The 24207-nt window shown below is 75.0% G+C and carries 20 protein-coding genes; 7 read left to right on the top strand and 13 right to left on the bottom strand.

The genetic code is table 11. The features are described 5' to 3' along the window. Positions 1-25 precede the first annotated feature (25 nt). The 8 genes from AC3A5R_RS16310 to AC3A5R_RS16275 all read right to left on the bottom strand — a co-directional run bounded on the left by AC3A5R_RS16310 (position 26) and on the right by AC3A5R_RS16275 (position 9459). Positions 26-1321 carry a DUF58 domain-containing protein gene (locus tag AC3A5R_RS16310; RefSeq protein WP_487621810.1) on the bottom strand — a complete coding sequence of 432 codons (1296 nt, stop codon included), beginning with the start codon at positions 1319-1321 and terminating at the stop codon, positions 26-28. Positions 1322-1334: 13 nt separating this feature from the next. Next, entirely contained in the window at positions 1335-2483 is a 1149-nt protein-coding gene (locus AC3A5R_RS16305) for an AAA family ATPase (protein ID WP_487621809.1), read from the bottom strand. Continuing rightward, complete coding sequence (locus tag AC3A5R_RS16300; protein WP_487621808.1) at positions 2480-3898, bottom strand: DUF4350 domain-containing protein; 1419 nt, start codon at positions 3896-3898, stop codon at positions 2480-2482. Before AC3A5R_RS16300 ends, AC3A5R_RS16305 begins: the two co-directional genes overlap by 4 nt. After that, positions 3895-4566 (bottom strand): DUF4129 domain-containing protein, encoded by a 672-nt coding sequence (locus tag AC3A5R_RS16295; protein ID WP_487621807.1) that lies wholly within the window; start codon positions 4564-4566, stop codon positions 3895-3897. Before AC3A5R_RS16295 ends, AC3A5R_RS16300 begins: the two co-directional genes overlap by 4 nt. After that, positions 4563-6149 carry a DUF7847 domain-containing protein gene (locus tag AC3A5R_RS16290; protein ID WP_487621806.1) on the bottom strand — a complete coding sequence of 529 codons (1587 nt, stop codon included), beginning with the start codon at positions 6147-6149 and terminating at the stop codon, positions 4563-4565. The genes AC3A5R_RS16295 and AC3A5R_RS16290 overlap by 4 nt, the downstream gene beginning before the upstream one ends. A 183-nt stretch (positions 6150-6332) precedes the next feature. Continuing rightward, a complete protein-coding gene (locus AC3A5R_RS16285; RefSeq protein WP_487621805.1) occupies positions 6333-7535 on the bottom strand; it encodes a ScyD/ScyE family protein in 1203 nt (400 codons plus the stop codon). A 191-nt stretch (positions 7536-7726) separates the two neighbouring features. After that, positions 7727-8230 (bottom strand): hydroxyphenylacetyl-CoA thioesterase PaaI, encoded by a 504-nt coding sequence (paaI, locus tag AC3A5R_RS16280; RefSeq protein ID WP_487621804.1) that lies wholly within the window; start codon positions 8228-8230, stop codon positions 7727-7729. After that, positions 8227-9459: a 3-hydroxyacyl-CoA dehydrogenase NAD-binding domain-containing protein gene (locus tag AC3A5R_RS16275; RefSeq protein ID WP_487621803.1), complete on the bottom strand. Its 1233-nt coding sequence runs from the start codon at positions 9457-9459 to the stop codon at positions 8227-8229. Before AC3A5R_RS16275 ends, paaI begins: the two co-directional genes overlap by 4 nt. A 113-nt stretch (positions 9460-9572) precedes the next feature. On the opposite strand from AC3A5R_RS16275, the gene AC3A5R_RS16270 reads away from it, so the two are divergent. The 3 genes from AC3A5R_RS16270 to AC3A5R_RS16260 are packed head-to-tail and all read left to right on the top strand — an operon-like array spanning position 9573 to position 13925. Beyond that, positions 9573-10721, top strand: coding sequence for a C40 family peptidase (locus tag AC3A5R_RS16270; protein WP_487621802.1), 1149 nt, complete (start codon positions 9573-9575; stop codon positions 10719-10721). 10 nt (positions 10722-10731) lie between these two features. Continuing rightward, positions 10732-12459: a phenylacetic acid degradation protein PaaN gene (gene paaN / locus AC3A5R_RS16265; protein WP_487621801.1), complete on the top strand. Its 1728-nt coding sequence runs from the start codon at positions 10732-10734 to the stop codon at positions 12457-12459. Then, the gene (locus AC3A5R_RS16260) at positions 12456-13925 is read left to right on the top strand and encodes an MFS transporter (RefSeq protein WP_487621800.1); all 1470 of its coding nucleotides are present in this window, start codon (positions 12456-12458) and stop codon (positions 13923-13925) included. Before paaN ends, AC3A5R_RS16260 begins: the two co-directional genes overlap by 4 nt. 33 nt (positions 13926-13958) lie before the next feature. Here the strand turns inward: AC3A5R_RS16260 and AC3A5R_RS16255 are convergent, their stop codons facing one another. The 5 genes from AC3A5R_RS16255 to AC3A5R_RS16235 all read right to left on the bottom strand — a co-directional run bounded on the left by AC3A5R_RS16255 (position 13959) and on the right by AC3A5R_RS16235 (position 20276). Beyond that, positions 13959-14339 (bottom strand): DUF1304 domain-containing protein, encoded by a 381-nt coding sequence (locus tag AC3A5R_RS16255; protein ID WP_487621799.1) that lies wholly within the window; start codon positions 14337-14339, stop codon positions 13959-13961. 81 nt (positions 14340-14420) lie between these two features. Continuing rightward, on the bottom strand, positions 14421-17414 hold the full coding sequence (locus AC3A5R_RS16250; RefSeq protein WP_487621798.1) for an AAA family ATPase: 2994 nt from the start codon (positions 17412-17414) through the stop codon (positions 14421-14423). A gap of 1 nt (position 17415) precedes the next feature. Further along, a complete protein-coding gene (locus tag AC3A5R_RS16245) occupies positions 17416-18612 on the bottom strand; it encodes an exonuclease SbcCD subunit D (RefSeq protein ID WP_487621797.1) in 1197 nt (398 codons plus the stop codon). Between the two features lie 136 nt (positions 18613-18748). After that, on the bottom strand, positions 18749-19126 hold the full coding sequence (locus AC3A5R_RS16240; RefSeq protein WP_487621796.1) for a phage holin family protein: 378 nt from the start codon (positions 19124-19126) through the stop codon (positions 18749-18751). A 4-nt stretch (positions 19127-19130) separates the two neighbouring features. Beyond that, the gene (locus AC3A5R_RS16235) at positions 19131-20276 is read right to left on the bottom strand and encodes a 6-phosphofructokinase (RefSeq protein ID WP_487621795.1); all 1146 of its coding nucleotides are present in this window, start codon (positions 20274-20276) and stop codon (positions 19131-19133) included. A 161-nt stretch (positions 20277-20437) separates the two neighbouring features. Between AC3A5R_RS16235 and hisC the strand changes: the two genes are divergently transcribed. The 4 genes from hisC to AC3A5R_RS16215 all read left to right on the top strand — a co-directional run bounded on the left by hisC (position 20438) and on the right by AC3A5R_RS16215 (position 24206). Beyond that, positions 20438-21613, top strand: coding sequence for a histidinol-phosphate transaminase (hisC, locus tag AC3A5R_RS16230; protein ID WP_487621794.1), 1176 nt, complete (start codon positions 20438-20440; stop codon positions 21611-21613). 159 nt (positions 21614-21772) lie between these two features. Beyond that, positions 21773-22420, top strand: coding sequence for a hypothetical protein (locus AC3A5R_RS16225; RefSeq protein WP_487621793.1), 648 nt, complete (start codon positions 21773-21775; stop codon positions 22418-22420). Next, positions 22417-23334: a hypothetical protein gene (locus AC3A5R_RS16220; protein ID WP_487621792.1), complete on the top strand. Its 918-nt coding sequence runs from the start codon at positions 22417-22419 to the stop codon at positions 23332-23334. The genes AC3A5R_RS16225 and AC3A5R_RS16220 overlap by 4 nt, the downstream gene beginning before the upstream one ends. Before the next feature lie 65 nt (positions 23335-23399). Then, a complete protein-coding gene (locus AC3A5R_RS16215) occupies positions 23400-24206 on the top strand; it encodes a hypothetical protein (RefSeq protein ID WP_487621791.1) in 807 nt (268 codons plus the stop codon). The last annotated feature ends 1 nt before the right edge of the window (position 24207 follow it).

Here is a 24207-nt window from a genome sequence, read left to right as displayed (position 1 = left end):
TCGGAGCGCTCGGAGCGCTCGGAGCTCAGAGAAGACCCTCGCTCTTGAGGCGGAGGTAGTGGTCGGCGAGTCGCGGAGGGAGCGCGTCGGCGTCGGCGTCGATGACGTCGACGCCCATCCGCTCCAAGGCCTCGGCGACGCGTCGACGCTGGGCCGCCGTGCGCTCGGCGGCCGCGGCGCCGTAGACCTCCTGAGCGGAGTCGCGCGCGAGCCGCAGAGCCGTGACGGCAGGGTCGGCGACGCTCGCCACCACGACGCGGTGGCGCGCGACGAGCGCGGGCAGCACGGGGAACAGGCCCTCCTCGACGGCGGCCGGCTCGAGCGGGGTCAGCAGCACGACGAGCGCACGGTGGTGCCCGCGACCGATGAGGCCCGACACGAGGGCGGTCCAGTCGGCCTCGACGAGCGAGGCCTCGACCGGCGCGAGTGCCGACACGACGTCGGCCAGCAGGGTGCCCCGGTCGGCCGACCCGCCGACGCGGACACGGACCACCTGGTCGCCGGCGACGACGTCGACGCGGTCGTGGGCCCGGCTCGCGAGGGCCGTCAGGAGCAGCGCGGCGTCCATTGCGGCATCGAGGCGGGGCACGTCACCGACGCGCCCGGCGCTCGTGCGCGAGGTGTCGACGACGATGACGACGTGACGGTGCTGCTCGGGCTGCCACGTGCGCACGACGACCGAGCGCCGACGTGCCGTGGCGCGCCAGTCGATCGAGCGGACGTCGTCGCCCTCGACGTAGTCGCGCAGCGAGTCGAACTCGGTGCCCTGGCCGCGGCGCCGCACCGCGGAGCGGCCGTCGATCTCGCGCAGGCGCGCGAGTCGGCTCGGCAGGTGGCGCCGTGAGGGGAACGGGTGCAGCACCCGCACCCGGCCGGGCACCACGGTCGAGCGCTGCCGCCCCGCGAGGCCGAGGGGGCCGAGGGCGCGCACCGTGACACGGTCGGCGACGCGGTCGCCCCGACGCGTCGGCCGCAGGGGCGTGCGGACCCTGACGCGCTCGCCGCCGGGCACGCGCAACGGGTGGCGGTCGGGCGACGCGCCGGTGGAGGGTGGCCACGCGTCGCGCAGGACGCCCCGGACCGTGCGGCGCCCCGGGTTGGTGACGAGCAGGTCGGTGGCCACCGTCTCGCCGAGCCGCACCTGTGACGGGCCGGTGCGCTCCAGGCCGAGGCGACGCGGCGACGGTGCGAGGGCGACGTCGACGGCCGCGAGGACGGCGACCGCGAGGACCCACAGCGCCACGGTGCCGGTGGTCGGCCACCACACGAGCAGGACCGCGCCGGCGAGCAGGGCCCACGCCGTGCGCGTCGTCACGACCATCGGTGGGCTCCGGTCACCGGGGGACGGGGACGGACGAGAGCGCGCTGTCGAGGACGGCCGCGATGCTGACCCCCTCGAGCTCGGCCTCCGGACGCAGGGCGAGGCGGTGGGCGAGGGTGGCGTGCGCGAGAGCCTTGACGTCGTCGGGAGTGACGAACCAGCGGCCGTTGAGCCAGGCCCACGCGCGGCTCGTGGCGAGCAGGGCCGTGGCGCCGCGCGGGCTGACGCCGAGCGAGATCGACGGCGAGGTGCGGGTGGCCCGCGCGATGTCGACGATGTACCCGGCGATCTCCGGCGACACCTCGACGCGGCGGACGGCCTCGGCGCCGGCCTCGAGGTCGGCCCGGCCCGCGACGGCCCGGATGCCGGCGGTCGACAGGTCGCGCGGGTCGAACCCCGAGGCGTGCCGCTGGAGCACGGCCACCTCGTCCTCACGCGGCGGCAGCGGCAGCGTCACCTTGAGCAGGAACCGGTCGAGCTGCGCCTCGGGCAGCGGGTAGGTGCCCTCGTACTCGACGGGGTTCTGCGTGGCGGCGACGAGGAACGGCGTCGGCAGCGGCCGCGGGAGCCCCTCGACGCTGACCTGGCGCTCCTCCATCGCCTCGAGCATCGCCGACTGGGTCTTCGGCGGAGTCCGGTTGATCTCGTCGGCGAGGAGCAGGTTGGTGAAGACCGGGCCCTCGCGGAAGGTGAAGTCGGACGTGCGCGGGTCGAGCACGAGCGAGCCGGTGACGTCGCCGGGCATGAGGTCGGGGGTGAACTGGACCCTCTTTGCGGTGAGGTCGAGGGCGGCGGCGAGCGATCGGACGAGGAGCGTCTTGGCGACGCCGGGCACGCCCTCGAGGAGCAGGTGGCCACGGGCGAGGAGCGCGACGATGGCCGCGCTGACCGCGGCGTCCTGCCCGACGACGGCCTTGGCGACCTCGGCCCGGACCGCGTTGAGGGCGTGGCGCGCCGCGTCGGATGCGTCGTCGGACGCCGGGGCGGACGCAGGGGTGGACGCAGAGGCGAGCGCGGCGGCGTGGTGGGCGTGGGAGGGTGCCGGGGCGCCACGTGTGGGGTCGGGCACGGGGGCGGCGCCGTTGGTCGAGGTCGTCGGGTCCGGCTGTGCCACAGGGGCGCCGGGCGCCTCGCTGGTCTGGGGTTCGGGCGTCTGGCTCATGCGCTTCGCACGCTCTCCTCGAGGTCGGCCAGCCGCTGCGCGAGCAGCAGCAGGTCGCGGTCGGTGGTCGGGTCGGGCCCGTCGAGCAGGCGCTCGACGTCGGGACGGGGGGTGCCGGACGCCCGGGCGGCGGCGTCGACGAGGGTGGTGACCGGCGTGGAGCGCGGCAGGCCGAGACGGTCCGCGAGCCGGGTGCTGCTGCCGACGCGCAGGGCGCGCGCCGCGAGGGGTCGGTCGGCGGCTCGGTGGTACAGGCGGCCCCGGGCCTCGGTGGTCTCGGCGGCGCGGACCACGACGGGCAGCGGCTCGACGACGAGGCGCCCGAGCCGCCGGCCTCGCGCCAGGGCGAAGGCGACGACGGCCGTCGCGAGCAGCCAGGCTGCCGGCCCGAGCCAGTCGGGGACGCCGCGACCGGGGTCGGCGACGTGCTCACCGGACGGGTCGACGGCGTCGAGGTCGGACAGGCCCGGCACGTACCAGAGCAGGTGCGGGGTGGAACCGAGTGCGCGCAGGGTCAGCGCGGCGTGGGCGTCGTCGAGCACCTGTCCGTTGCTCACGGCTCGCTTCGACCCCAGGACGACCGTCTCGGGCGCCTGACCCTCTCGAGGCAGCACCACGAGGGCTCCGGACTGCCCGGAGTCCGACGCGCCCGGAGTGGTCAGCCCGGGGCGGAAGCACAGGGTCGCGCCCGCACCCGAGCGGGTCGTCGGGCCCGATGCGCCCGATGCGCCGGATGCGCCGGACCCGCTGGACGCGCCGGACGTGCTGCCCCCGTCGATGAGGGCGTAGCTGCTCCAGCTCGCGGTGAGCCGGTCGGTGGGGTCGGCGATGTCGGACGTGCAGCCGGCGGCGCGCGGCGTCCGGTCGCGGTCGATGACGGTGAGCGGCAGGGCGAGGTCGTCGAGCTCGACGTCGTCGGGCTCGACGACGACGAACCGGCGGGTCTGCTCGACCGCGCGGGTCAGGCGCTCCGCCGCACCCTGGCCGAGGTAGCTGGCGTCGGTCAGCACGACCGTCCAGTCGGTCCGGGCGTCGGAGGAGTCGAGGGTCCGCTCGAGGTCGTCGATGCTCCGCACGACCGACACGTCGACGTCGTGGCGGCGCAGCACCTCGGCGACGGCGTGGGCGCCGCCGTGCCCGGTGTCGTCGGGGTCGAGCGGCAGGCCGGAGACGCGCGGCCCGGTGACGACCATGAGGAGCAGGCCGATCGCGACGGCGCCGGCCAGGAGGAGGGCGAGGACGCGGACGACCGCGCGCCGCCGGCTGCGCGGCGCTCGCGGCGGCACCGTCGTGTTCCACGCAGCGAGCCCGGGCGTCGAGACCCCGGTCGGCTCCGATGCCGAGGACGCCGTGGGTGCACCCGATCCGCTCGGCGCGCCCGACGCACCGGACGCGTCACGGGTCGGGACGCTCACCGGGCACCTCCGGCGCCCACGGCTACGGCGCTCGCGGCGTCGAGGACGGGACGCGTCGCCCGCAGCCGGGCATCGAGGTCGAGGACGCCGCGGGCGTCGGCAGCGCCCACGGGGACCCGGCCGTAGACGACGCGGTCGAACAGGTCGGCCGCGCTACGGACCTCGCCGGCCTCGCCCGGGAAGACGCCGGAGAGTGCGGTCCCGATCTCGTGGGCGGTGCGTCCCGGCACGTCGTCGAGCAGGGTGCGCTCGGCCGCTGACGCCGCGACGGCCCGGAACGCGTCGGCCGTGGCGGCGGCCGCGTCGCCACGGGCGAGGGCGGCCTCGGCGCGCGACCGGTAGTCGGCGGCGGTGAGGTGCGGCTCGTCGAGGACGCCGCCGCCCGCCCGGGCGCGCGAGGCCGTGGGCGAGCGCCGCACCGCGACCAGCAGGATCGCGGCGACGACGAGCGCGAGGACGACGAGCACGACGGGCAGCGCCCAGCCGGGTGCCGGGGCCTGGCCGCTCAAGCCGGCCAGGTGCTCGTTCAACCAGTCGACGAACCGGTCCATCAGGCTGCGGTCGTCGGCATAGGCCGGCGAGGAGAGCTCCTCGGCCAGCCAGGCACGCGCCTGCTCGACGGTGGGGTCGAGGGGCGGGCTCTCGGGCAGCAGCGCAGCGAGCGTCACGGGACCTGCGCGTCGCGGCCCTGCTGCGACTGCTGGAGGAGCGCGACGTCGAGGCCCTCGTAACGGATGCGCTGGTCGACGTAGAGCAGCGAGTCGACCCCGGCGGTGAACGGCGTCGTGAGCACGCTCTGGACGAGGACGGTGCCCGCCTGCGCCAGGACGAGCACCCAGGCCGTGCTCGCGGCCGAGTCGCTGGCCACGAAGCCGACGAGGAAGCCGAGCGGCGCCGTGATGACCGCGCCGGCGACGGCGGCGACGATCCCGGTGAGCAGCCGGATGCCGAAGATCCGCCAGAAGCCGCGCTTGCGGGTCAGCGACCACGAGCGTCGCAGGGCGAGGGTCGGCCCGGCGCCCTCGAGCACGACGATCGTCATGGCGAAGCCCCACCGCACGCTGAAGAAGACGAAGAGGACGACGAGCACGACGACGGCGAGGAACGTCAGGAGGGCAGCGCCGCCTCCGCCGCCGTCGCCGCTCCCGACCCAGGCGGCGACGACGATCCCGATGAGGACGCCGAGGGCGAGGAAGGCGGCCAGGCCGATGAGCAGGACGACGCCGAGGGCCGGGAGGATGCGGCCGCGAGCAGCGCGGGCCGTCCCGCCGAGACCGATGCGCCGGCCCTGGACGCCCTGGCCGATGACGACGGCCATGAACAGGGGAAGCAGCAGGGCGGTGACGTACATGGCGAGCTCGGGGACCAGGGAGGCGAGGGTGCCACCGAGGAACGCGGACGTGCTGCTGCCCGAGTCGGCGTAGCCGCCGAGCCCGGGATCGAACGACGAGTCGAAGCTCGCCGTACGGGCCGTGACGGTCGAGGCGATCCAGATGCCGAGGAGGGTCAGGGGGACCAGGACGACCGCGGTCGTGACGAGGGCAAGCCCGATGGTGGCGGCCGGGTTGCCCCGGACCGCCGTCATGACGCCACCCCAGATCTCGCCGAGGTTCAGCGGCCGGAGCGGGATGATGCCGGGCCTGGGGGCCAGCTGAGGGGGGACGTATCCCGGGGGCTGGGTGGGCGCGGGGCGTCCTGGTCCGGACGCCTGCGGCAGCGGCGTGCCCGACGGGGCGGGGTAGGCGGCGCCGGGCGGCGGCCCGCCGACGCCACCGGGGGGCGGGTAGCCGACGCCACCGGGGGGCGGGTAGGCGGCGGTGCCGGGGGGCGGGGAGGCGGCGGTGCCGGGGGGCGGGTAGGCGGCGGTGCCGGAGGGTGGCGCCTGGGCCGGGCCCTCCGTCGGCTGCTGCCCCCACCAGGCCGGCGACGGGTACGCAGAACTCGCCGTGCCGGCCGTGCCCGACCGGCCTGCGGCGTCGGAGGCACTCGACGGGCCGGAGGGGCTGGACGCGTCGGACTGTGGGAGGGGGACGGTCGGCGCGGCACCGGACGGCGGGCCCCAGCCGGCGTCGGAGGTCGGGTCGCCCGCGACCTCGCCGGGCGCCTCGCCCAAGGCGTCGCGCGCGGCGCCGCCGGAGGCATCAGACGCGTCACCACGTGCGGCGCCGGTCGTGTCACCGGTCGCATCACCGGGCCCGTCACCGGGCGGCGTCGACGCCCCCGGAGCGGTCCACCCCTGCTGGTCGCTCACAGTCTCCGAACCTCCCTGTCGGTCGGCGGCAATGTACCCCGCCGGAGCGTCCCACCGAGGTGGGAGATCCACAATCGTCACGACTCCGTGTCCGGTTCCGTCCGGTGGGACGGCACCCACGGTGCACGACGCACCGGCCCGCGACCCGAAGAGGGTCGCGGGCCGGTCCCCGAAAGAGCGGCGTCAGAACTTGACGCGCTGGATGCTGCCGGGCGAGAGAACCGCACCGGTCTTGGGATCGACCTGTCCGGCGTACCCGACGTAGAGCGAGTCGCCGCGAGCCTCGACCGACAACGGCGCGCCGCCGCGCAGCACGGTGCGTACGTGGCCGTGCCGGATACGGTCCACCTTGCCGCCGAAGAACTCGGTGACGTACACCGAGCCGTCCTCGCCGACGGCGACGTTCGTCGCGCCGAGGAACCCGGTGGCGAGCCTCTTCGAGCGGCCCGACGCCATGTCGACCGAGTAGACCGAGCCGCGGGCGCCGAGGCTCGGGTCCTCCGGGCCGCCGGGCAGCGTCGACACGACGAGCCGCCCGTGGTGACCGGTCTCGACGTCGGTCGGCACCGCCTCGAAGGCGTACGTGACGCCGACGAGACAGGAGAAGCTGCCGGCCGGCACACCGAACGACCCCTCGAGGCCCGACACCATGGCCTTCGTCAGCGTGACCGGCTGCGGCGGCAGCACCGCGATGGTGCTCACGGCGCCTCGGTCGGACACCCGCAGGATCGCGTTGGCCCCGGCGTCGGCGACCGCCCAACCGCCGCGGATCCTGGTGACCGAGTACGGGTGGGAGTCGACGGCACCGGTGTACGTGGCCGCGCCCCCGGTGAGGTTGCCGAGGATGCCGGCCGCGCACGGGTTGCCGCCGGCGACGATGCCGTAGGTCTGGTGCTGGTCGGGGTTGGCCCTCGCCTCGTAGCCGCTGAGGTCGGCGACGACGTCGTGTCGCCCGGCGCGCCGGATCGTCAGGGTCGTCGTGCTGTGGTCGCCGTTCGACGCGCCCCACGCGATGGTGCGGCCGCCGTCGGCCACGTCGACGCCGGCGATGTCCGAACCCTCCGGTGCCGTCACCAGGGTCTTCTTCTTCCCGTGGTGGAACACCGAAAGCGATGCGGGCATCCCGTCGGTGACGTAGACGCGGTCGCCCGACACCGCGAGCTGGAACGGCAGCACCACCGAGGTGGTCAGTGTCTTCGTGCGGGGCCCGCCCGGGTGGCCGTGCCGTTCGTTCTCGGACGTGAGTGCCCGCGCATCGAGGGAGTGGCCGAGGCCGGGCCTCCCGTCGTTGGAGGAGTGTGCGCTGGCGGTCGGCGCCGCCGTCAGCCCGATGGCTGCAGCGGTGCAGGCGAGCATGACGAGGCTCTTGGAGGGTCTCATCGACATGTAGTTGTCCCTGTCCGTCGTTCGAGGAGCGCGGTCCCGACTGCGTGCGGGCACCCTGCCCCGCGGCGTCCCATGACGTCGATCCGGCAGACGCTAGTGCGACGGGCGCGACGTGTCCGGCGAACGAACAGCATTGTCACCAAAGGCGTCCGGGTCGCGTCGGTACGTCCGGGTTCGTCTTCGACCGGATGTCAGCGCGGTCGGGCGACCGACCTGCTGCGCCCGCGGAACTCGGCGACGACCGCACCGTCGTCGGCGCGGGTCACCGTGACGTCGGTGAGGCCGCTGCGACCGTACGCGGTGCGCACCCGTGCGTCGGCGACGAGCACGTCGCCGAGGCGTCCGGGCGTCGTGAAGGTGACGTCGGCGCCGGCCGCGACGGTGAGCGCGCCGCGCGAGTTGCAGGCCAGCGCGAACGCGGAGTCGGCGAGGGTGAAGATGAACCCGCCGTGGCAGATGTCGTGGCCGTTGACCATGTCGTCGCGCACCGGCATCCGCACCACGGCGTGGTCGCGCTCGAGCAGCACCGCCTCCATGCCGAGCCGCCGCGAGGCCTCGTCGTCCGCCCACATCCGGCGGGCGAACGCGACGCCGTCGCTGGCGTCGTCCACCGCCGCGCCCGACGCGTCGACGGTGCCCGACGCGTCGACGGTGCCCGCCGCGTCCGTGGCGCCGGACGCGTCGCCGGGCGTCACGCGAGACTCCCGTCGGTCAGGGCGGGGCTCGGTCGGTACCGGCCGCCGGGGAACGCGGCGTCGAGCTCGGCGACCTGCCTGGCCACGACGTCGAACCCGATCTCGCGACCCCATGCGATGGGGCCCTTGGGGTAGCGGGTGCCGAGGCGCATCGCGATGTCGACGTCGTCGGCGCTGGCCTCGCCGCGGTGCACGAGGTCGACGGCCTCGTTGACGAGCATCGCGAGCGTCCGCGCGAGCGGGTCGGTCTCGAGGGGCCCGCCGACGAGCCGCTCGGCGAGCCCGAGGTCGGGCTCGGCGTCGGTCGGGGCTCCGTCGGCGTCGTAGGTGTAGACGCCGGCGCCGGTCTTGCGGCCGAGGCGACCGCCGTCGACGAGCCGGCGCTGCAGGTCGGTGGGGGCGTAGCGCTCGTCGTGGCCGGTCTGCTCCCACACCGACGTGCCGACGGCGAGGTTGACGTCCTGACCGATGAAGTCGGTCAGCTCGAGCGGGCCCATCGGGAAGCCGCCCCGCTCGCGGAGGATCCAGTCGACGGTCGCGGCGTCGGCGACGCCTGCCTCGACGATGCGCTGCGCCTCGCCGTAGAACGGCCGCGCCACGCGGTTGACGATGAACCCCGGCGTCGACGCGCACCGCACCGGCGTCTTGCCCCACGCCTCCATGAGGGTCGTGGCGTGCTCGACGTAGGCGCGCGAGGTGGCCGAGCCGTGGACGACCTCGACGAGGCGCATGACCGGGGGCGGGTTGAAGAAGTGCAGGCCGAGGAGGCGCTCGGGATCGGTGACGTCGCGGGCGATGTCGTCGATGTCGATGCTGCTCGTGTTCGTCGCGAGGACCGTCGTCGAGGGCTGGTGCTCGGCGAGCTGGGCGAAGAGGCTGCGCTTGAGCTCGAGGTTCTCGGGGGCGGCCTCGATGACGAGCGCGCACTCGGGCAGACCCTCGATGCCGTCCCGGGCGACGATGCGCCCCAGGGCTGCCGACGCCGGGGCCTGCTCGACGCGGCCCTTCGCGACGAGGCGTTCGAGGGCGGCGCCGATCCTCTCCCGGGCCGACGCGGCGGCTCCCGGCACGGCGTCGACGAGGACGACCTCGTGGCCCGCGACGGCAGCGACCTGCGCGATCCCGGCGCCCATGGCGCCCGCGCCGATCACGGCGACGCGCCCGAAGGAGCTCGTGGGCACGTCGTCGGGGCCGGCGGTCCGTGTGCTCGTGTCGAGGTCGGAGTCCATGGCCCCATCCTGCCCACACCCCGGGGGTGACGGGACCTTGGGCCGTGGAGCCGCCGGTACCGCGGGTCGAGTCTGAAGGTGTGGCATGCCCTCGTCCGAGCCGCGTCTGGTTCGTGGGCACCCTCGCCCTCGCGGTGCTCACGGGCTGCGGCGCGCCCGGCGCCACCACCCCGGCCACGTCGCCGGGCGCACCGACGGCCGCCACGGCCGCCCCCACCACGCCGGGCCCGTCGCCGGGCGCGTCGCCCGGCGCGTCGGGCCACACCTCGGCGAGCCCGTCACCCGGTGGGTCGCCCACGGCCGGACCGACGCCAGCGCCGAGCGCCCCGCGGCCGACGCGCTCACCCGCACCGACGCCGAGGCTGGCGGTCGGCCGCGCGGCGTGGGTGTCCGTGTCCGTCGCCACGCTGTGGCGGTCACCGTCGGCGCCGCGACCGGTCGACCTCCCGGCCCTGAGGGCCCCGGCGGCGATCCGCACCTGGCTCGGGTCGATGAGCCTGGCCGACCGCCGCGGGCTCAGCGGCCGCGCCGACACCCAGGCCCTGCTCGGTGAGCGCGTCGTCGTCACCGCACGCCGTGGCTCCTGGCTGGCCGTCGTGGTGCCGGACCAGCCCTCGCCACTCGACCCCCGCGGCTACCCGGGCTGGGTGCCGGCGGCGCAGCTGACCGCCATCGCTCCGCGCGCGTCGAGCCGTGAGGCCACGGTCACGTCGAGGACCGCGTGGCTGCGGGAGGACTCGGCGGCGTCGGGAGGCGTCGTCGAGGTGAGCTTCGGCACCCGGCTGCCCAGCGTCGGGGCCACCGGTGCGTGGGTGCGCGTGGGCCTGCCCGGCGGCCGGGTGCTGCGCGTGCGTGCCGCCGACGTGTCGGTGGTCGCCGCCGGCGCGCCGGCGCTCTCGCCGGCAGGCAGCGCACGCGTCGCCTCCGCGAGGCAGTTCGTCGGGCTGCCGTACCTCTGGGCGGGCACGTCGGGCTTCGGGTTCGACTGCTCGGGCCTGACGCACCTCGTGCTGCGGGTGCACGGCGTGCGGATCCCACGAGACGCGGGCCCGCAGTCGCGCACGGGGCGTGGGATCGACCCGGCCGACCTGCGGCCCGGTGACCTGCTCTTCTATGCGGCGTCGGGCTCGGTGCACCACGTGACGATGTACGCCGGTGCCGGCCTCGTCGTGCACGCGCCGCGCACGGGCGCCGTGGTCGAGGTCGTGCCGGCCGCGACGCCGTCCCTCGCCGCGGAGTTCACCGTCGCGCGGCGCTACTAGCATCGAGGGCGTGACTGCACCGGCAACGACGCCCGCCACCCACCCGCTGCTCGACCGCCACGCCGGCGTCCTCGACGAGATCCGTCAGGCGCTGGCCGGCCGCACCTACTACTCGCGCTACCCCGAGTCGCCGAGCCCCCGCGTCTACGGGGAGGACGCCGCGAAGGAGGGCCTCGCCGCCCACGAGGCGCACCTCGGTGCGCCGTTCGCCGCGCTCGCGAGCCAGCCGACCGACGGCACGACCGTCGGCAGCGAGGTGTCGCCGTACGGCCCGGCCCTCGGCGTCACCTACCCGGCGCTCGACCTCGACGCGGCCCTCGACGCGGCCCGGGCCGCCATGGTCGCGTGGCGCGACGCCGGCCCGCAGGTCCGCGCGGCCGTGTGCGTCGAGATCGTCGACCGCATCAACGCGCGCTCCTTCGAGATCGCCAGCGCCGTCATGCACACCTCGGGCCAGCCGTTCGTCATGTCGTTCCAGGCTGGTGGCCCGCACGCCCAGGACCGCGCCGTCGAGGCGGTCGCGGCCGGGCTCGTCGAGCAGGAGCGCGTGCCGGCGTCGGTCGTCTGGGAGAAGCCGGGCAAGGACCGCGAGGGCAACCCCGCGCCGCTGCGGATGCAGAAGGACTACCGCATCGTGCCGCGCGGCGTCGCGCTCGTCATCGGCTGCAACACCTTCCCGACGTGGAACGCCTACCCGGGCATCTTCGCCTCTCTCGTCACCGGCAACGCCGTCGTCGTCAAGCCGCACCCGCGGGCCGTCCTGCCGCTCGCGATCACCGTGGAGACCGCCCGCTCGGTGCTGACCGACGCCGGCTTCGACCCGGCGCTCGTGCAGCTGGCGCCGGAGGCCGACGGTCAGGGCCTGGCCAAGGTGCTCGCCGAGCGGCCCGAGGTCGCGATCATCGACTACACCGGCGGCCCGACGTTCGGGGCGTGGCTCGAGGAGCACGGCGCTGCGCTCGGCAAGCTCGTCTACACCGAGAAGGCCGGCCTCAACACCGTCGTCGTCGACTCCACCGACAACCTGCGCGGCACCCTCGGCAACCTCGCCTTCAGCCTGACGCTCTACTCCGGCCAGATGTGCACGGCCCCGCAGAACCTCTACGTGCCCGCCGGCGGCGTCGACACCGACGAGGGCCACCTGTCCTTCGAGGAGTTCGGCGAGAAGCTGGCCGGTGCCGTGTCGCGCCTCACCGGCGACGACGCCAAGGCCGTCGAGCTGCTCGGCGCGACCGTCAACGACCAGGTGCGCACCAACGCCGACTCGCTCGACGACCTCGCCGGTGACGCCGAGGGACGCGTCGTGCTCGAGTCCCGACGCGTCGTGCACCCCGCGTGGCCCGACGCCGTCGTGCGCGCCCCGGGGCTCGTCGCCGTCGACGTCGCCCGCGAGGACGTCTACACCCAGGAGTGCTTCGGGCCGGTCGGCTTCCTCATCCGCACCGCCTCCACCGAGCAGTCGCTGGCCCAGCTCGCCGACACCGTCCGCGAGCACGGCGCCATGACCGCCGCGGTCTACTCGACGTCCGACGACGTGCTCGACCGCGCCCGCGAGGCCGCGGCCGAGGGCGGCGTGGCCCTGTCGGAGAACCTCACCGGCCAGGTGTTCGTCAACCAGACGGCCGCGTTCTCCGACTTCCACGGCACCGGGGCCAACCCGGCCGCCAACGCCGCGTACACCGACGCCGCGTTCGTCGCGAACCGGTTCCGCGTCATCACCTCGCGCAGGCACGTGTGACCGCTGACGAGGGAGTCCGGCGGCCTTCCGACGCGCTGCACGCGTCGGAGGCCGGCGCCTCGGGCGTCCCCGACGGTCGGGCTGCCTTGCAGCGCAAGGTGGTCCGCACGCTCGTCGGCTCGCAGGTGCTGGGCGGCGTGGGCATGGCGTGCGGCATCGCCGTGGGTGCCCTCATCGCCGAGGACCTCAGCGGCACCGAGGCGCTCGCCGGTGTGGGCACCACCTCGCAGGTGCTCGGCACGGCGCTGCTCACCATCCCGGTCGCCCGCGCGACGGCGGCCCGTGGCCGACGCGTCGGCCTGCGGCTCGGGCTGTCGGTGGCGTTCGTCGGGGCCGCACTCGTGCTCGTGGCCGCCGTGCTGCGCTCGTTCCCGCTCTTCGTCGTCGGCATGTTCCTCTTCGGCGGCGGCACGACCGCGAACAACCAGACGCGCTACGCCGCGGCCGATCTCGCCGAGCCGGCGCGTCGCGGTCGCGACCTGTCGATCGTCGTCTGGGCCACGACGATCGGCTCGGTCGCCGGGCCGAACCTCGTCGGCCCGGGCAAGGCGGTCGCCCAGGCGCTCGGACTGCCCGAGCTCGCCGGGGTCTTCACGTTCTCGCTCGTCGGCTTCGTCCTCGCCTGGCTCGTCGTCGACCGCTTCCTGCGCCCCGACCCGCTGCTCACCGCACGCCGTCTCGACGCCGAGGCCCGAGTCGCGGACGCCGCGTCCCGACGTGTCGACGCCGCGGCGTCCGGCGCGTCGGGCGTGTCCGGCGCGTCCGGCGCCGACGGTGACGAGGCGGCCGGAGTGGGTGCCGCCGCGGCGACGGCCGACCCGGCTGCCGCGTCGGTGGCCGACGTGCCGAACCACGACGGCTCGATGCGTCGCGGGCTGGCCGTCGTCCGGGCCAACCCCCGCGCCCTGGAGGGCATGCTCGTCATGGCCCTCGGGCACCTCGTCATGGTCAGCGTCATGGTGATGACCCCGATCCACATGAAGCACGGCCACGCCGACCTCGAGGTGATCGGCTTCGTCATCTCCGTGCACATTCTCGGCATGTTCGCCCTGTCGCCACTCGTCGGGATGGCCGTGGACCGGTGGGGGAGCCAGTGGGTCGCGACCGTCGGCGGGGCGGTGCTCATGGCGGCGGCCGTACTGGCCTCGTGGACCCAGGCCGGCTGGTCGGGCCTGCTGCTCGCCGCGCTCTTCCTGCTCGGCGTCGGCTGGTCGTGCACCCTCGTGTCCGGCTCGACCCTGCTCACGGCTGCCGTCTCGACCGACGAGCGGCCGGCCACCCAGGGCCTGTCCGACGTCGTCATGGGCCTGGCCGGTGCCACCGGTGGTGTGGCGGCGGGCGTCGTCGTCGGGTCGCTCGGGTACGGCGCGCTCGCCAGCGGGTCGGCCGTCGTCGGCGTCGTCATCCTCGTGCTCGGCGCCGCGTCGGTCGTGCGCACCGGCGGGCCGTCACCTGCCTCCGCCTGACGCGTCCGGGGCGCCCTTGCGCTCGGGTTGCGGTCAGGCCAGGAGGGTCAGCACGAACCCGACGAGGGGGACCGTGCCCTGGGTCAGGGCCGCGCGCAGGTAGCCGGGGCCGGTCGTCGTCAGGACGACGGCGGCGGCGACCATCGACCCGGTGCAGAAGAGCATGAGCGTCGTGCCGGCCGCGTCGTGGCCCATCGCGAGGAGCACGATGCCGAGGATCGCGCCGATGCCGAGGAACAGGTTGTAGAAGCCCTGGTTGTAGGCCATCGGGCGGGTCGTGTCGGCGGCGGCCTGGTCGGCGACGCCGAACCGTCGCCACACCTCGGGCCGGGTCCAGCCGACCGACTCCATCCAGAAGATGTAGACGTGCAGCAGGGCGGCCAGGCCCACGACCACGCTCGCGACGACGCTCATGCCCGCAGCGTAGGCCTGCGTGTGCGCCAGGGCCCGGTAGGCGCTCGGGCGGTCGGAGGCCGCGCGGATGGTCCGGGGTGCTCAGGCGGTGACGCGGAGGGTCGACGTGCGGTCGGGGCGGACGAGCACCTCGATGCGGTCGGCGACCCGCGACTTCAGCTCGGTGACGTGGCTGATGATGCCGACGGTGCGCCCGCCCTCGCGCAGACCCTCGAGGGTGTGCATGACGTCGTCGAGGACGTCGGGGTCGAGGGTGCCGAAACCCTCGTCGACGAAGAGCGTGCCGAGGTCGACGCCGCCGGACTCCGCCCGCACGACCTCGGCCAGCGCGAGCGCGAGCGCGAGCGACACGTAGAACGTCTCACCGCCGGACAGGGTGCCGACCTCGCGGACCTGGTTGGTGTGCATGTCGTGGACGCGCACGCCGAGGCCCGACTTGGCGTTGCCCTTCTTGGCGTCGGTGTGCTCGAGCGTGTACCGGCCCCCGGAGAACCGGGCGAGCTCGGTGTTGGCCGCCGACAGCACCTCGGTGAACCGGCGGATGAGCACGTACTTGGCGAGGTCGAGGTTGAGCTGGTTGTCGCCGTTGCCCGACACGAGCAGCCCGACACGGACGGCGTCGGCGGTCTCGGCGATGACGGCGGCGTTGCGCTCGAGGGCTGCCGTGATGTGGCCGACGCGCTGCTTGGTGCGGTTCACCTGACCGCGCAGGGCACCGTGGTCGCGGGCGGCCTCCTCCATCTCCTTCTTGGCGGTCTTCTCGAGGGACACCATCGGCTCGAGGTCGTCGAAGAGCGCGCCGAGCTGCACATCGGCGAGCTCGGGCCCGGACAGCCCGGCCTTGACCCGCGTGCAGGCCGTCTCGAAGTCGGCGATCTCCTTCTCCCTGGCCGTGATCCACTCCATCGGGCGGTCGGCCTCGAGCCACTGCCCGATGTCGGTGAACCCGGCCGCGCGCAGGTCGGCGTCGCGGGCTGCCTCGTCCTCGGCGACGCTCGCCCGGGCCACGTCGCGAGCGCCCAGGGCGTCGACGAGCGCGTCGACCCGCGACGCCTCGCCGCTCAGTGCCTCGCGCCGGGCCGCGACGCTGGGGTGCCCGTCGCGGGCCACCTCCACCTCGGCGGTCTCGGTGTCGACGCGCTCGGCGAGCTGCTCGACGCCGTGCTCGAGCCGCGCGACCTCGGCCGTCAGCGCGTTCGACGCCTCGGCGAGCTCGGTGTGCCGGGCACGCAGGGCGGTGATGCGGTCGGTGCCGCGGGCGACGTCGTCGCGGGCGGCGAGGGAGGCGGCCAGGTCGGCAGCCGCCTGCTCGGCGGCGGCGCGGGCCGCGTCGAGGCCGAGACCGCCGGCGGAGGCGGCGAGCTCGCGCACCTCGGCCCGCAGGCCGCCGAGGGCCTCGGCACGCGCAGCGGCCACCTCGCGGAGCCTGGTCACGGCATCCTCCTGCTCGGTGACCTGGTCGGCCGTGACGGCGTCGGCGGTCGGCCGGGCCGGAACGGGGTGCTCGACGGCGCCGCACACCGGGCACGGCTCGCCCTCGCGCAGCGCGAGCCCGAGCTCGCCGGCGATGTCGTCGATGCGGGCCCGGCGCAGGTGCGCAAGGTCGGCCTCGCCCGCGCGGAGCGCCTCGAGGGCACCGGTGGCAGCGGCCTCGGCCGCCGGTACCCGCGCGAGGGCGGCGGCGTGCGCCGTGGCCGACTCGAGGCGGCGGCGCGCCGACTCGGCAGCCCCGGCCCGCACGTCGAGGAGCGACACGAGGTCGCGGGCGGCGGCGAGGGCGACCTCGTGCTGCTCGAGCGTGGCCGGCAGCCCGGCGAGCTCGGCCCCGACGGCGTCGAGCCGGCGGCGCGCGGCGACGACGGACCGGCGCCCCTCGTCGAGCCGGTCGCGTCGGGTCGCGACCGCCCGCTCGAGCTCGAGGGCCGAGGAGAGGCCGCCGATGACCTCGCGCAGCGACGCCGCGGCCACCCGCAGCTCGGCCACCGACCCGTCGCGCACCGACGGGTGGACCGTGGCGCGCGCCGCCGCCAGCACCGACTCGGCCCGCTTGAGCGCGGCCTCGCTCTGGGCGAGGGTGCGCACCGCACCGGCCACCGGGCGTGCCTGGCGCGCCAGCGACACGGACCGGCGCAGCGCGTCGAACTCGACGGCGCGCGCGCCGAGGCTCTCGTCCTGCCGCTGCAGCTCGAGAAGGCGCTCGCGGCGCTGCATCCGCAGGCGCGCGTCGCCGACCATCGAGGCCATCTGCTGGTGCGACTCGATGGCCTCACGGCTGCGCTTGGCGGCGTGCCGCTCGCGGGTGATGAGGTCGTCGAGCACCTCGGCGAGCTCGGCGGCCAGCAGGTCGGGCGCCGACCGGCTCGTCTCGAGCAGGGTGTCGCGGGCGGGGTCGTCGAGGCCCGCCGACACGGCGAAGGCGTGGACGGCGTCGCGGATCTCGGCGACGGCACCGGCGCGGCGAGCCTGTGCCGCGCGCCCCGCCTCGACGACCTCGTCCTGGACGCGGCGGAAGAAGGCTGTGCCGAAGACCTTCTCGAGCAGCTTGCCCTTGTCCTCGGACCGGGCCCGCAGGAACGTCGCGAACTCTCCCTGCGGCAGGATCACGGTCTGCACGAACTGGTCGCGGGTCAGGCCGACGGCGCGGGTGATCTCGTCGTCGCAGTCGCCGAGGTTGCTCGAGAGCAGCTCGCCGCCGAGCAGGTCGTCGGGGGTCTGGACGCGCCACAGCTTGACCGACGGGTTCTGCACCGTGGTGCCCTCGCCGCGGGTCTTGGGCCGCTCGAAGCGAGGCGTGCGCTGCACCCGGTAGATGCCGCTCTGGGCCTCGAAGACGAGCGTGACGACCGGCACCGTGCGCGGGTCGGCGTGGTGGGAGTGGATGCGCTCGACGTCGGCCGACGCCTGGGCCACCTTGCCGTAGAGGGCGAAGGTGATGGCGTCGATGATCGTCGACTTGCCCGAGCCGGTGGGCCCCTCGAGGAGGAAGAGCCCGGCGCGCCCGACGGCCGCGAAGTCGATGGTCTCGGTGCCGGCGTACGGACCGATCGCCGTCATCGACAGGTGGTGCAGCTGCACGTCACCCCACCTCCTGCGCCTCGGCGAGGTGCTGGGCCTTGACCGCCGCCTCGTAGCCGGCCGCGAAGACGTCGACCTCCCCCCTGCTCGCCTCGGTCTTGGTGACGTAGGCGATGAAGTCGGAGCCGAGCTCGCGCGGGTCGCGCTCGCTGACGACGGTCGTGCTCGCACGGGCCCGCTGGACGGTGCCGTCGGGCTCGTGGAAGACCTGCAGGGCGTGCGGGAAGCGTGACTTGACGCGGTCCATGAGCGAGTCGGGCCGGACGCGGTCGGTGACGGTGACGCGCACCCACGCCACCTCGGCGGACGCGTGGCCGGGCGCCTCGAGGAGCTCCTCGAGGGTGCCCCGCAGCGTCGCCATCGGCCGCGGCTGGGCGATCTCGACGGGGGTGACGCGGGACGGGCCCGACGCGTCGAGGTCGACGAGGAGCACGACCTTGGTGTGGTCCTGCTCGGAGAAGGAGTAGCGCAGCGGCGAGCCCGAGTAGCGCACCTCCGAGCCCTCGGCCGACTCGGGCGCCTGCGGCCCGTGCAGGTGCCCGAGGGCCGCGTAGTCGATGCCGTGGAAGGCCGTGCCGGCGACACGGTCGACGCCGCCGACCATGATCGAGCGCTCGGAGTCGCTCGGCTCGGCCCCGGCGACGAAGGCGTGCGCGAGGACGACGGACCGAACGCCCGGCCGGTCGGCGAGGTCGGCCCGGATGCGGTCGCAGGCGGCGCTGACGACGGCCTGGTGCGATCGCGGCAGCGGCTCGCCGCCCCCGGACAGGGCCACGCGGGCGTGGTCGGGGTCGAGGTAGGGGATGCCGTAGATCGCCGCGCGCACCCCGTCGCTGCCCTCGAGCAGGACCGGCAGGTCGAGCTGACCGAGGTCGGTGACCATCCGGATGCTCTCGCGGAACAGGCCGGCGCCGTAGCCGAGGCGGATCGCGGAGTCGTGGTTGCCGGAGGTGACGACGACCGTGGTGACGGCCGACAGGCGCGAGAGGGTCCACTCGAGCAGCTGGACCGACTCGACGGGCGGGACGCCGCGGTCGTAGACGTCGCCCGCCACGAGCACGGCGTCGACCGGGATGCCGTCGGGTGGGTCCTCGACGAGCTCGCATAGGCGCTCCAGGACGGCCGCCTGCGCCTCGTGGAGGTTGACGCCGTGGAGCGTCCGCCCGAGGTGCCAGTCGGAGGTGTGGAGCAACCGCATGCCACGACGGTAGGACCCGCCGCCGACACGGCCGAAGCCGACACCCCGGACGGACGCGCGGCACCCCGCGGACACCACCGGACGCCGAGAGCCCGCCCCCGGCGTCGGGGACGGGCTCTCGGTGGACGGTGAGGCGTCAGTCGCTCTTGACGAAGCTGAGGATCATCGAGACGAAGGTGATGATGAGCGAGCCGAGGATGGCGTCCCAGAAGAAGTGCTCGACGTGGAAGGACAGGTCGAGCTTGCCCGCGATCCACGACGTCAGCTGGAGCATCAGGGCGTTGACGATGAAGACGAACAGCCCGAGCGTCAGGATGATGAACGGCAGCGACAGCAGCTTGGCGATGGGCCGGATGAACGCGTTGATGATGCCGAAGATCAGCGCGACGATGACGACCGTCTTGACGACCTCGCCCGTCGAGCCCTCACCGAACGTGATGCCGGGGATGAGCCACGCGGCGACCCAGAGGGCGACGGCATTGATGACCGTCTGGAGCGCGAAGTTGATGAGCATGCGCTCAGTGTTCCACGGGCACGTCCGGGATGTGGTGGTCCGTCACGACACCGCCCCGGATGTCGGCGAGGTGGCCCCCCGACCCGTCGGCGGGGAGGCCCGGGTGCTCGTCGCCGGGGATCCGCGGCTGGAACATCGAGTTGAGCCGGAGCAGCTCGGGCTCGACCATCTTGAGGTGGCTGATGGCCTCGGCCACGGGGACGCGCTCGATGTGTCCCTGCTGGAGGGCGACCATCTGGCCCCACGCGCCGTCGATCGCGGCCTCGACGGCGGCGACGCCGAAGCGCGTGCCGAGCACCCGGTCGAAGGCGACCGGCGAGCCGCCCCGCTGGATGTGGCCCAGCGCGGTCATGCGGCTCTCGATGCCGGTGCGGCCCTGGATCTCGCGGGCGAGGATCGAGCCGATGCCGCCGAGGATCTGGTGGCCGTACTTGTCGACCTCGGGCGCGGGGATGTCGATGGTGCCCTCCTTGGGCACGGCCCCCTCGGCGACGACGACGATCGTCGCGAACCGGCCCTTCTTGTGCCGGTGCACGATCCGCTCGCAGACCTCGTCGATGTCGAAGGCCTCCTCCGGGGTCAGGATGATCGCCGCACCACCGGCCAGGCCCGACCACACGGCGATGTGTCCGACGTGCCGGCCCATGACCTCGACGACGAGGACGCGGTGGTGGGACTCGGCGGTCGTGTGGAGCCGGTCGATGGCGTCGGTGCAGATCTGCACGGCGGTCTGGAAGCCGAACGTCATCTCGGTCAGGGAGATGTCGTTGTCGATGGTCTTCGGGACGCCGATGACGGGGAAGCCGTGCTCGTGCAGCCGGTTGACGACGCCCATCGAGCCCTCGCCGCCGATGCCGATGATGGCGTCGAGGCCGTGGCGGTCGTAGGCCTTGCGGACCCGCTTGAGGCCGTCCTCCTGGGCGAAGGGCTGGTCGCGGCTCGTCCCGAGGATCGTGCCGCCGAGGGGCAGGATGCCGCGGCACCGGTCGACGTCGAGGATCTCGTAGTCGTTGTCCATGACGCCGCGCCACGCGTTGCGGAAGCCGATGACGGTGCTGTCGTAGGTGACCTCCGCGGCGCGGGTGGCGCCGCGGATGACGGCGTTGAGGCCGGGACAGTCTCCGCCTCCGGTGAGGATGCCGATGCGCATGAGCTGGACTTTCGCTGTGTGGGCACGATGAAGGGTGTCGAGGCGGCACTGACGCGACGATGTGAGCCTAGCCACACGCGGGCCGCCACGTCAGTGGAGCGTTCAGAGGCCGGGCACCACGCTGAGACGGGCGGTGGGGCCCACCCTCTAGAGTGCGCCGTATGAGCGACGCCGCCGACCGCCCCGCGAGCCCCGAGCCCACCGCCGACCCGGGCGCCGGCGCTGCCGACGCGTCGAGCCCCGACGCGTCGAGCCCCGACGCGTCGAGCCCGGTGCGTCTGCGCGACGTCCTCTCCCGGATGCCCGACTACAAGCCGGGCAAGCCCGCGAGCGCCCCGGCCGGCGTCACGGCCTACAAGCTGTCCTCGAACGAGAACCCGTACGGCCCGCTGCCCTCGGTGCTCGCCGCGATCGGTGACGCCGCGACGACCGTCAACCGCTACCCCGACATGGCTGTCACGGCCCTGACGCAGCGCCTCGCCTCGGCCCTGGACGTGCCGGCCGAGTGCCTGGCCACCGGCACCGGCTCGGTCGCGGTGCTCGCGCAGGTCGTCAACGCGGCCTGCGACGCCGGCGACGAGGTCGTCTTCGCGTGGCGGTCCTTCGAGGCCTATCCGATCGTGGCCCAGCTGGCCGGCGCCGAGCCGGTCATGGTCGGCCTCGACGCCGACGCCCGGCACCGCCTGGACGCCATGGCCGCGGCGATCACCGACCGCACCCGCGTCGTCCTCGTCTGCACGCCGAACAACCCCACCGGCCCGTGCGTCCACGAGAAGGAGCTCGAGGCGTTCCTCGCGAAGGTGCCGAGCGACGTCATCGTCGTCGTCGACGAGGCGTACGTCGAGTTCGTCCGCGACCCCGACGCCGTCCGCGGGCTGGAGGTGTGGAAGCGGCACCCCAACGTCGTCGTCCTGCGCACCTTCTCCAAGGCGTACGGCCTGGCCGGCCTGCGCGTCGGGTACGCCGTCGCCCACCCGCCGGTCGCGGCCGCGATCCGCAAGACGGCCACGCCGTTCGGCGTCAACTCCCTCGCGCAGGTCGCGGCGATCGCCTCGCTCGACGCGTTCGACGAGCTCGCCGAGCGCGTCGAGACGATCGTCGCCGAGCGCGACCGCGTCACGCAGGCCCTTGCCGACCAGGGCTGGAACCTCCCGCGCACCGACGCCAACTTCGTGTGGTTCCCGCTCGGCGCCGACTCCACCGCTTTCGCTCGCACGTGCGAGGAGGCCGGCCTGATGGTGCGCCAGTACGGCGACGACGGCGTGCGCGTCACGATCGGCGAGGTCGAGGCGAACAGCCGTCTCGTGGAGGTGGCGCAGGGGTTCGGCCCGCGCTGACTCGTTCCGTCCTTCGCCCGGCCACGTCCTCGGCCCGCCCCTTGCGTCCGTCGCTCGGCCGGCACCCGGTGACGTGACGGCCCTGCGGGCCGACAATGGGGTGACGTCGCGGTCGACCGCCGGGTCGACGGGGAGTCGCCGCGGCAGGCAGGAGGCGGCATGCGACTCGAGCGGGGGCGCTGGCCGGCCGGTCTCGTGGCGCTGGCCGGGGTGGCGCTCGTCGTGCCCTCGCTGGGGAGCCCGACGTGGCAGCAGACCGTGTCCGCTCCCGAGCGCGGCGAGATCCTGTCCCGCCAGCAGCAGTTCAGCTGGGGCCGCCAGGTCGTCGAAGGTTTCGCCGGCTCGCTCTTCGGCATCGTCGAGAACCCGGCCGGACGTGTCGTGCTCACCGCCCTCGTGGTGGTCGCGGCGGGCGCCGCGCTGACCTGGCTCGTGGTGCCCGGGCGCGTCGCGGTGCTCGGCCCGATCGCCGTGGCCCTGCTGCTCGGTCACGTCGCATCGAGCGCCACGCTTCGCCTCGGACGCTCGCTCGCCGACCGGGCGCCGGCCGCTCCCGGCCTCGAGTACGTCGGGGGCAGCACCGACGCGGGGTCAGCCGAGACCGCGGCAGCGGTCGTTCTCCTCGCGGCGCTCACTGCCATGGTCGTGACGCTGCTGCGTGGCGCCCGCCTCGACGCGTCGCGCCGGACCGCGACGGAAGGCGATGCGGTGCTCGAGCCCGTGGGGCGCCACCTCGACGGTCCGGCGGTCGATCTCGTCGACACCGACCACCCGGCCGTCCCGCGCCGAGGGGGAGGGGCGCCGTGAGCGCCGACGACGTCGACCCCGTCCGCGCGGGAGACCCGCAGGAGCCCGCCCCCGACGCGTCGGGGGACCCGGCCCGCGGGCGTCCGCAGGTCGTGCGCGGCCGTGAGCTCGTCGCCGTGCTCGGCGTGGCCGGAGCGCTGCTCGCGGTGCCGCAGCTGTTCTGGCCGACCCACTCCGTCGGGGTCCGCGGCGAGGGCCCTTCGGGCGGCTACGACTTCAAGCAGTCGATCTGGAGCTGGGGCCGGTATGCCGACACGACGACCGTCGACGCCGGCCAGTTCGACCTCTTCAACCCGTTCACCCTGACGCTCTTCGCCGCGTCGATCGTCGTGGGCCTCGCCGCGTGCGCCGCCTACGCCCTGCGGGCCGGCACCGACGGGCGGGTGCTCGGGGCGGCGGGCCTCGGCTGGGCGCTGCTCGGCCTCGGCGCGCCCCTCGCCCAGCGCGTCGGCGACACCGTCACCGGCCTCTACGGCGACAACCCCAACATGGAGGTCGACACCCACGTGACCGGGTGGCTCCAGTGGCTGTCGGTGGCGCTGCTGGTCGGGGCCTTCGGCCTCGTGGTCGCCGGCCCGACCGTGGCGACGGTTCGTGTCGCGTGGCCGGGACTCGTCGCGTGGATCGTCCGGCTGCGGGAGTCGCGCGAGGTCGACGACGAACCGGACCCGGTCGCCGACACGTTCGGCGACACGGGCCCGTCACCGGGCACCGACACACCGGCCGGTGGGCCGGATCCGGCGAGCGGCGGAGCCGGGCCGCGCATCGGCATCGCGACGCTGCGCGACCTCCCCGCCGGCGACCGCTCCGGGCCCGGTGCGCGCGTCGTCGGGTTCAGCGACGATGCCGACGACGGTGGCCCCGCCCCCCGCACCGGTGGCCTCGGACGGCGCCGGGACCCGGACGCGTCGTGACATCGTCGCGAGGGACATGGCGCGGCCCGTGGGGCTGGTCGTCACCGCTGCGTGCGGCGCGACTCGTGCCTGGGCGCGCGGCGGCCGGCGCGCTCGCGCTCGTCGGCCTGCTCCTCGCCGCCACGCCGGCCGTCTGGCCGACCCGCGCGCTGGTGCTCACGACGGCCGAGGTCGGTGAGTTCCACCGCGTCCTGCGGACCGAGCAGTGGTCGTGGGGGCGCGCGCTCACCGTCGCCGAGAACGGGTCCACCTACGACGCTGCCACCGCTCCGCCGAACCTCGTCGCCCTCGTCGTCCTGTGCGTCGTGCTGGCCCTCGCCGTGGTCGGCGTCGTCGCGTGGCTCGTCGTGCCCGGCCGCACCGGTGAGGTCGCCGGAGCGGCGGGCATGGCCGCGGGGCTCGCGACCGTGGCGCAGTCGTGGGCGGCGCGGGTCGGCAGCACCGACGCGTCCGGCGGTCTGCTGCCCGGGCTGACGACGCAGACGCTCCCGGCGGGCCACCTCGAGTCGGTCGCCGGCGTGCTGCTCGGCGTCGCGCTCCTGCTGGCTCTGCGCCCGGCGCTCTCCGTGGGTGCCGCTCGGGCCTGGCGCAACGTCCTCGGGGCGGTCGAGCGCGACCGGGCTGCCGAACGACAGCGTGACATCGAGCGGGACGGGGAGCGGGGGACGGGGAGCGGGACGGCGCGCGGGACGGCGCGCGGGACGGCGCGCGGGACGGGGAGCGGGACGGGGAGCGGGACGGGGAGCGGGACGGGGAGCGGGACGGCGCGGCCGACCCGGCCGCGCCGCAGCGCTGACGGCGAGGACGCGTCGGGTGGACGGCGGGACCGACTGCGCCGCGTCGGGCCCCCCGGCGTCGGTGGTCGGCCCTAGC

The sequence above is a fragment of the Intrasporangium sp. Soil_C_50 genome (genome assembly GCF_057656595.1).
This window is presented reverse-complemented; position numbering and strand designations above follow the sequence as displayed.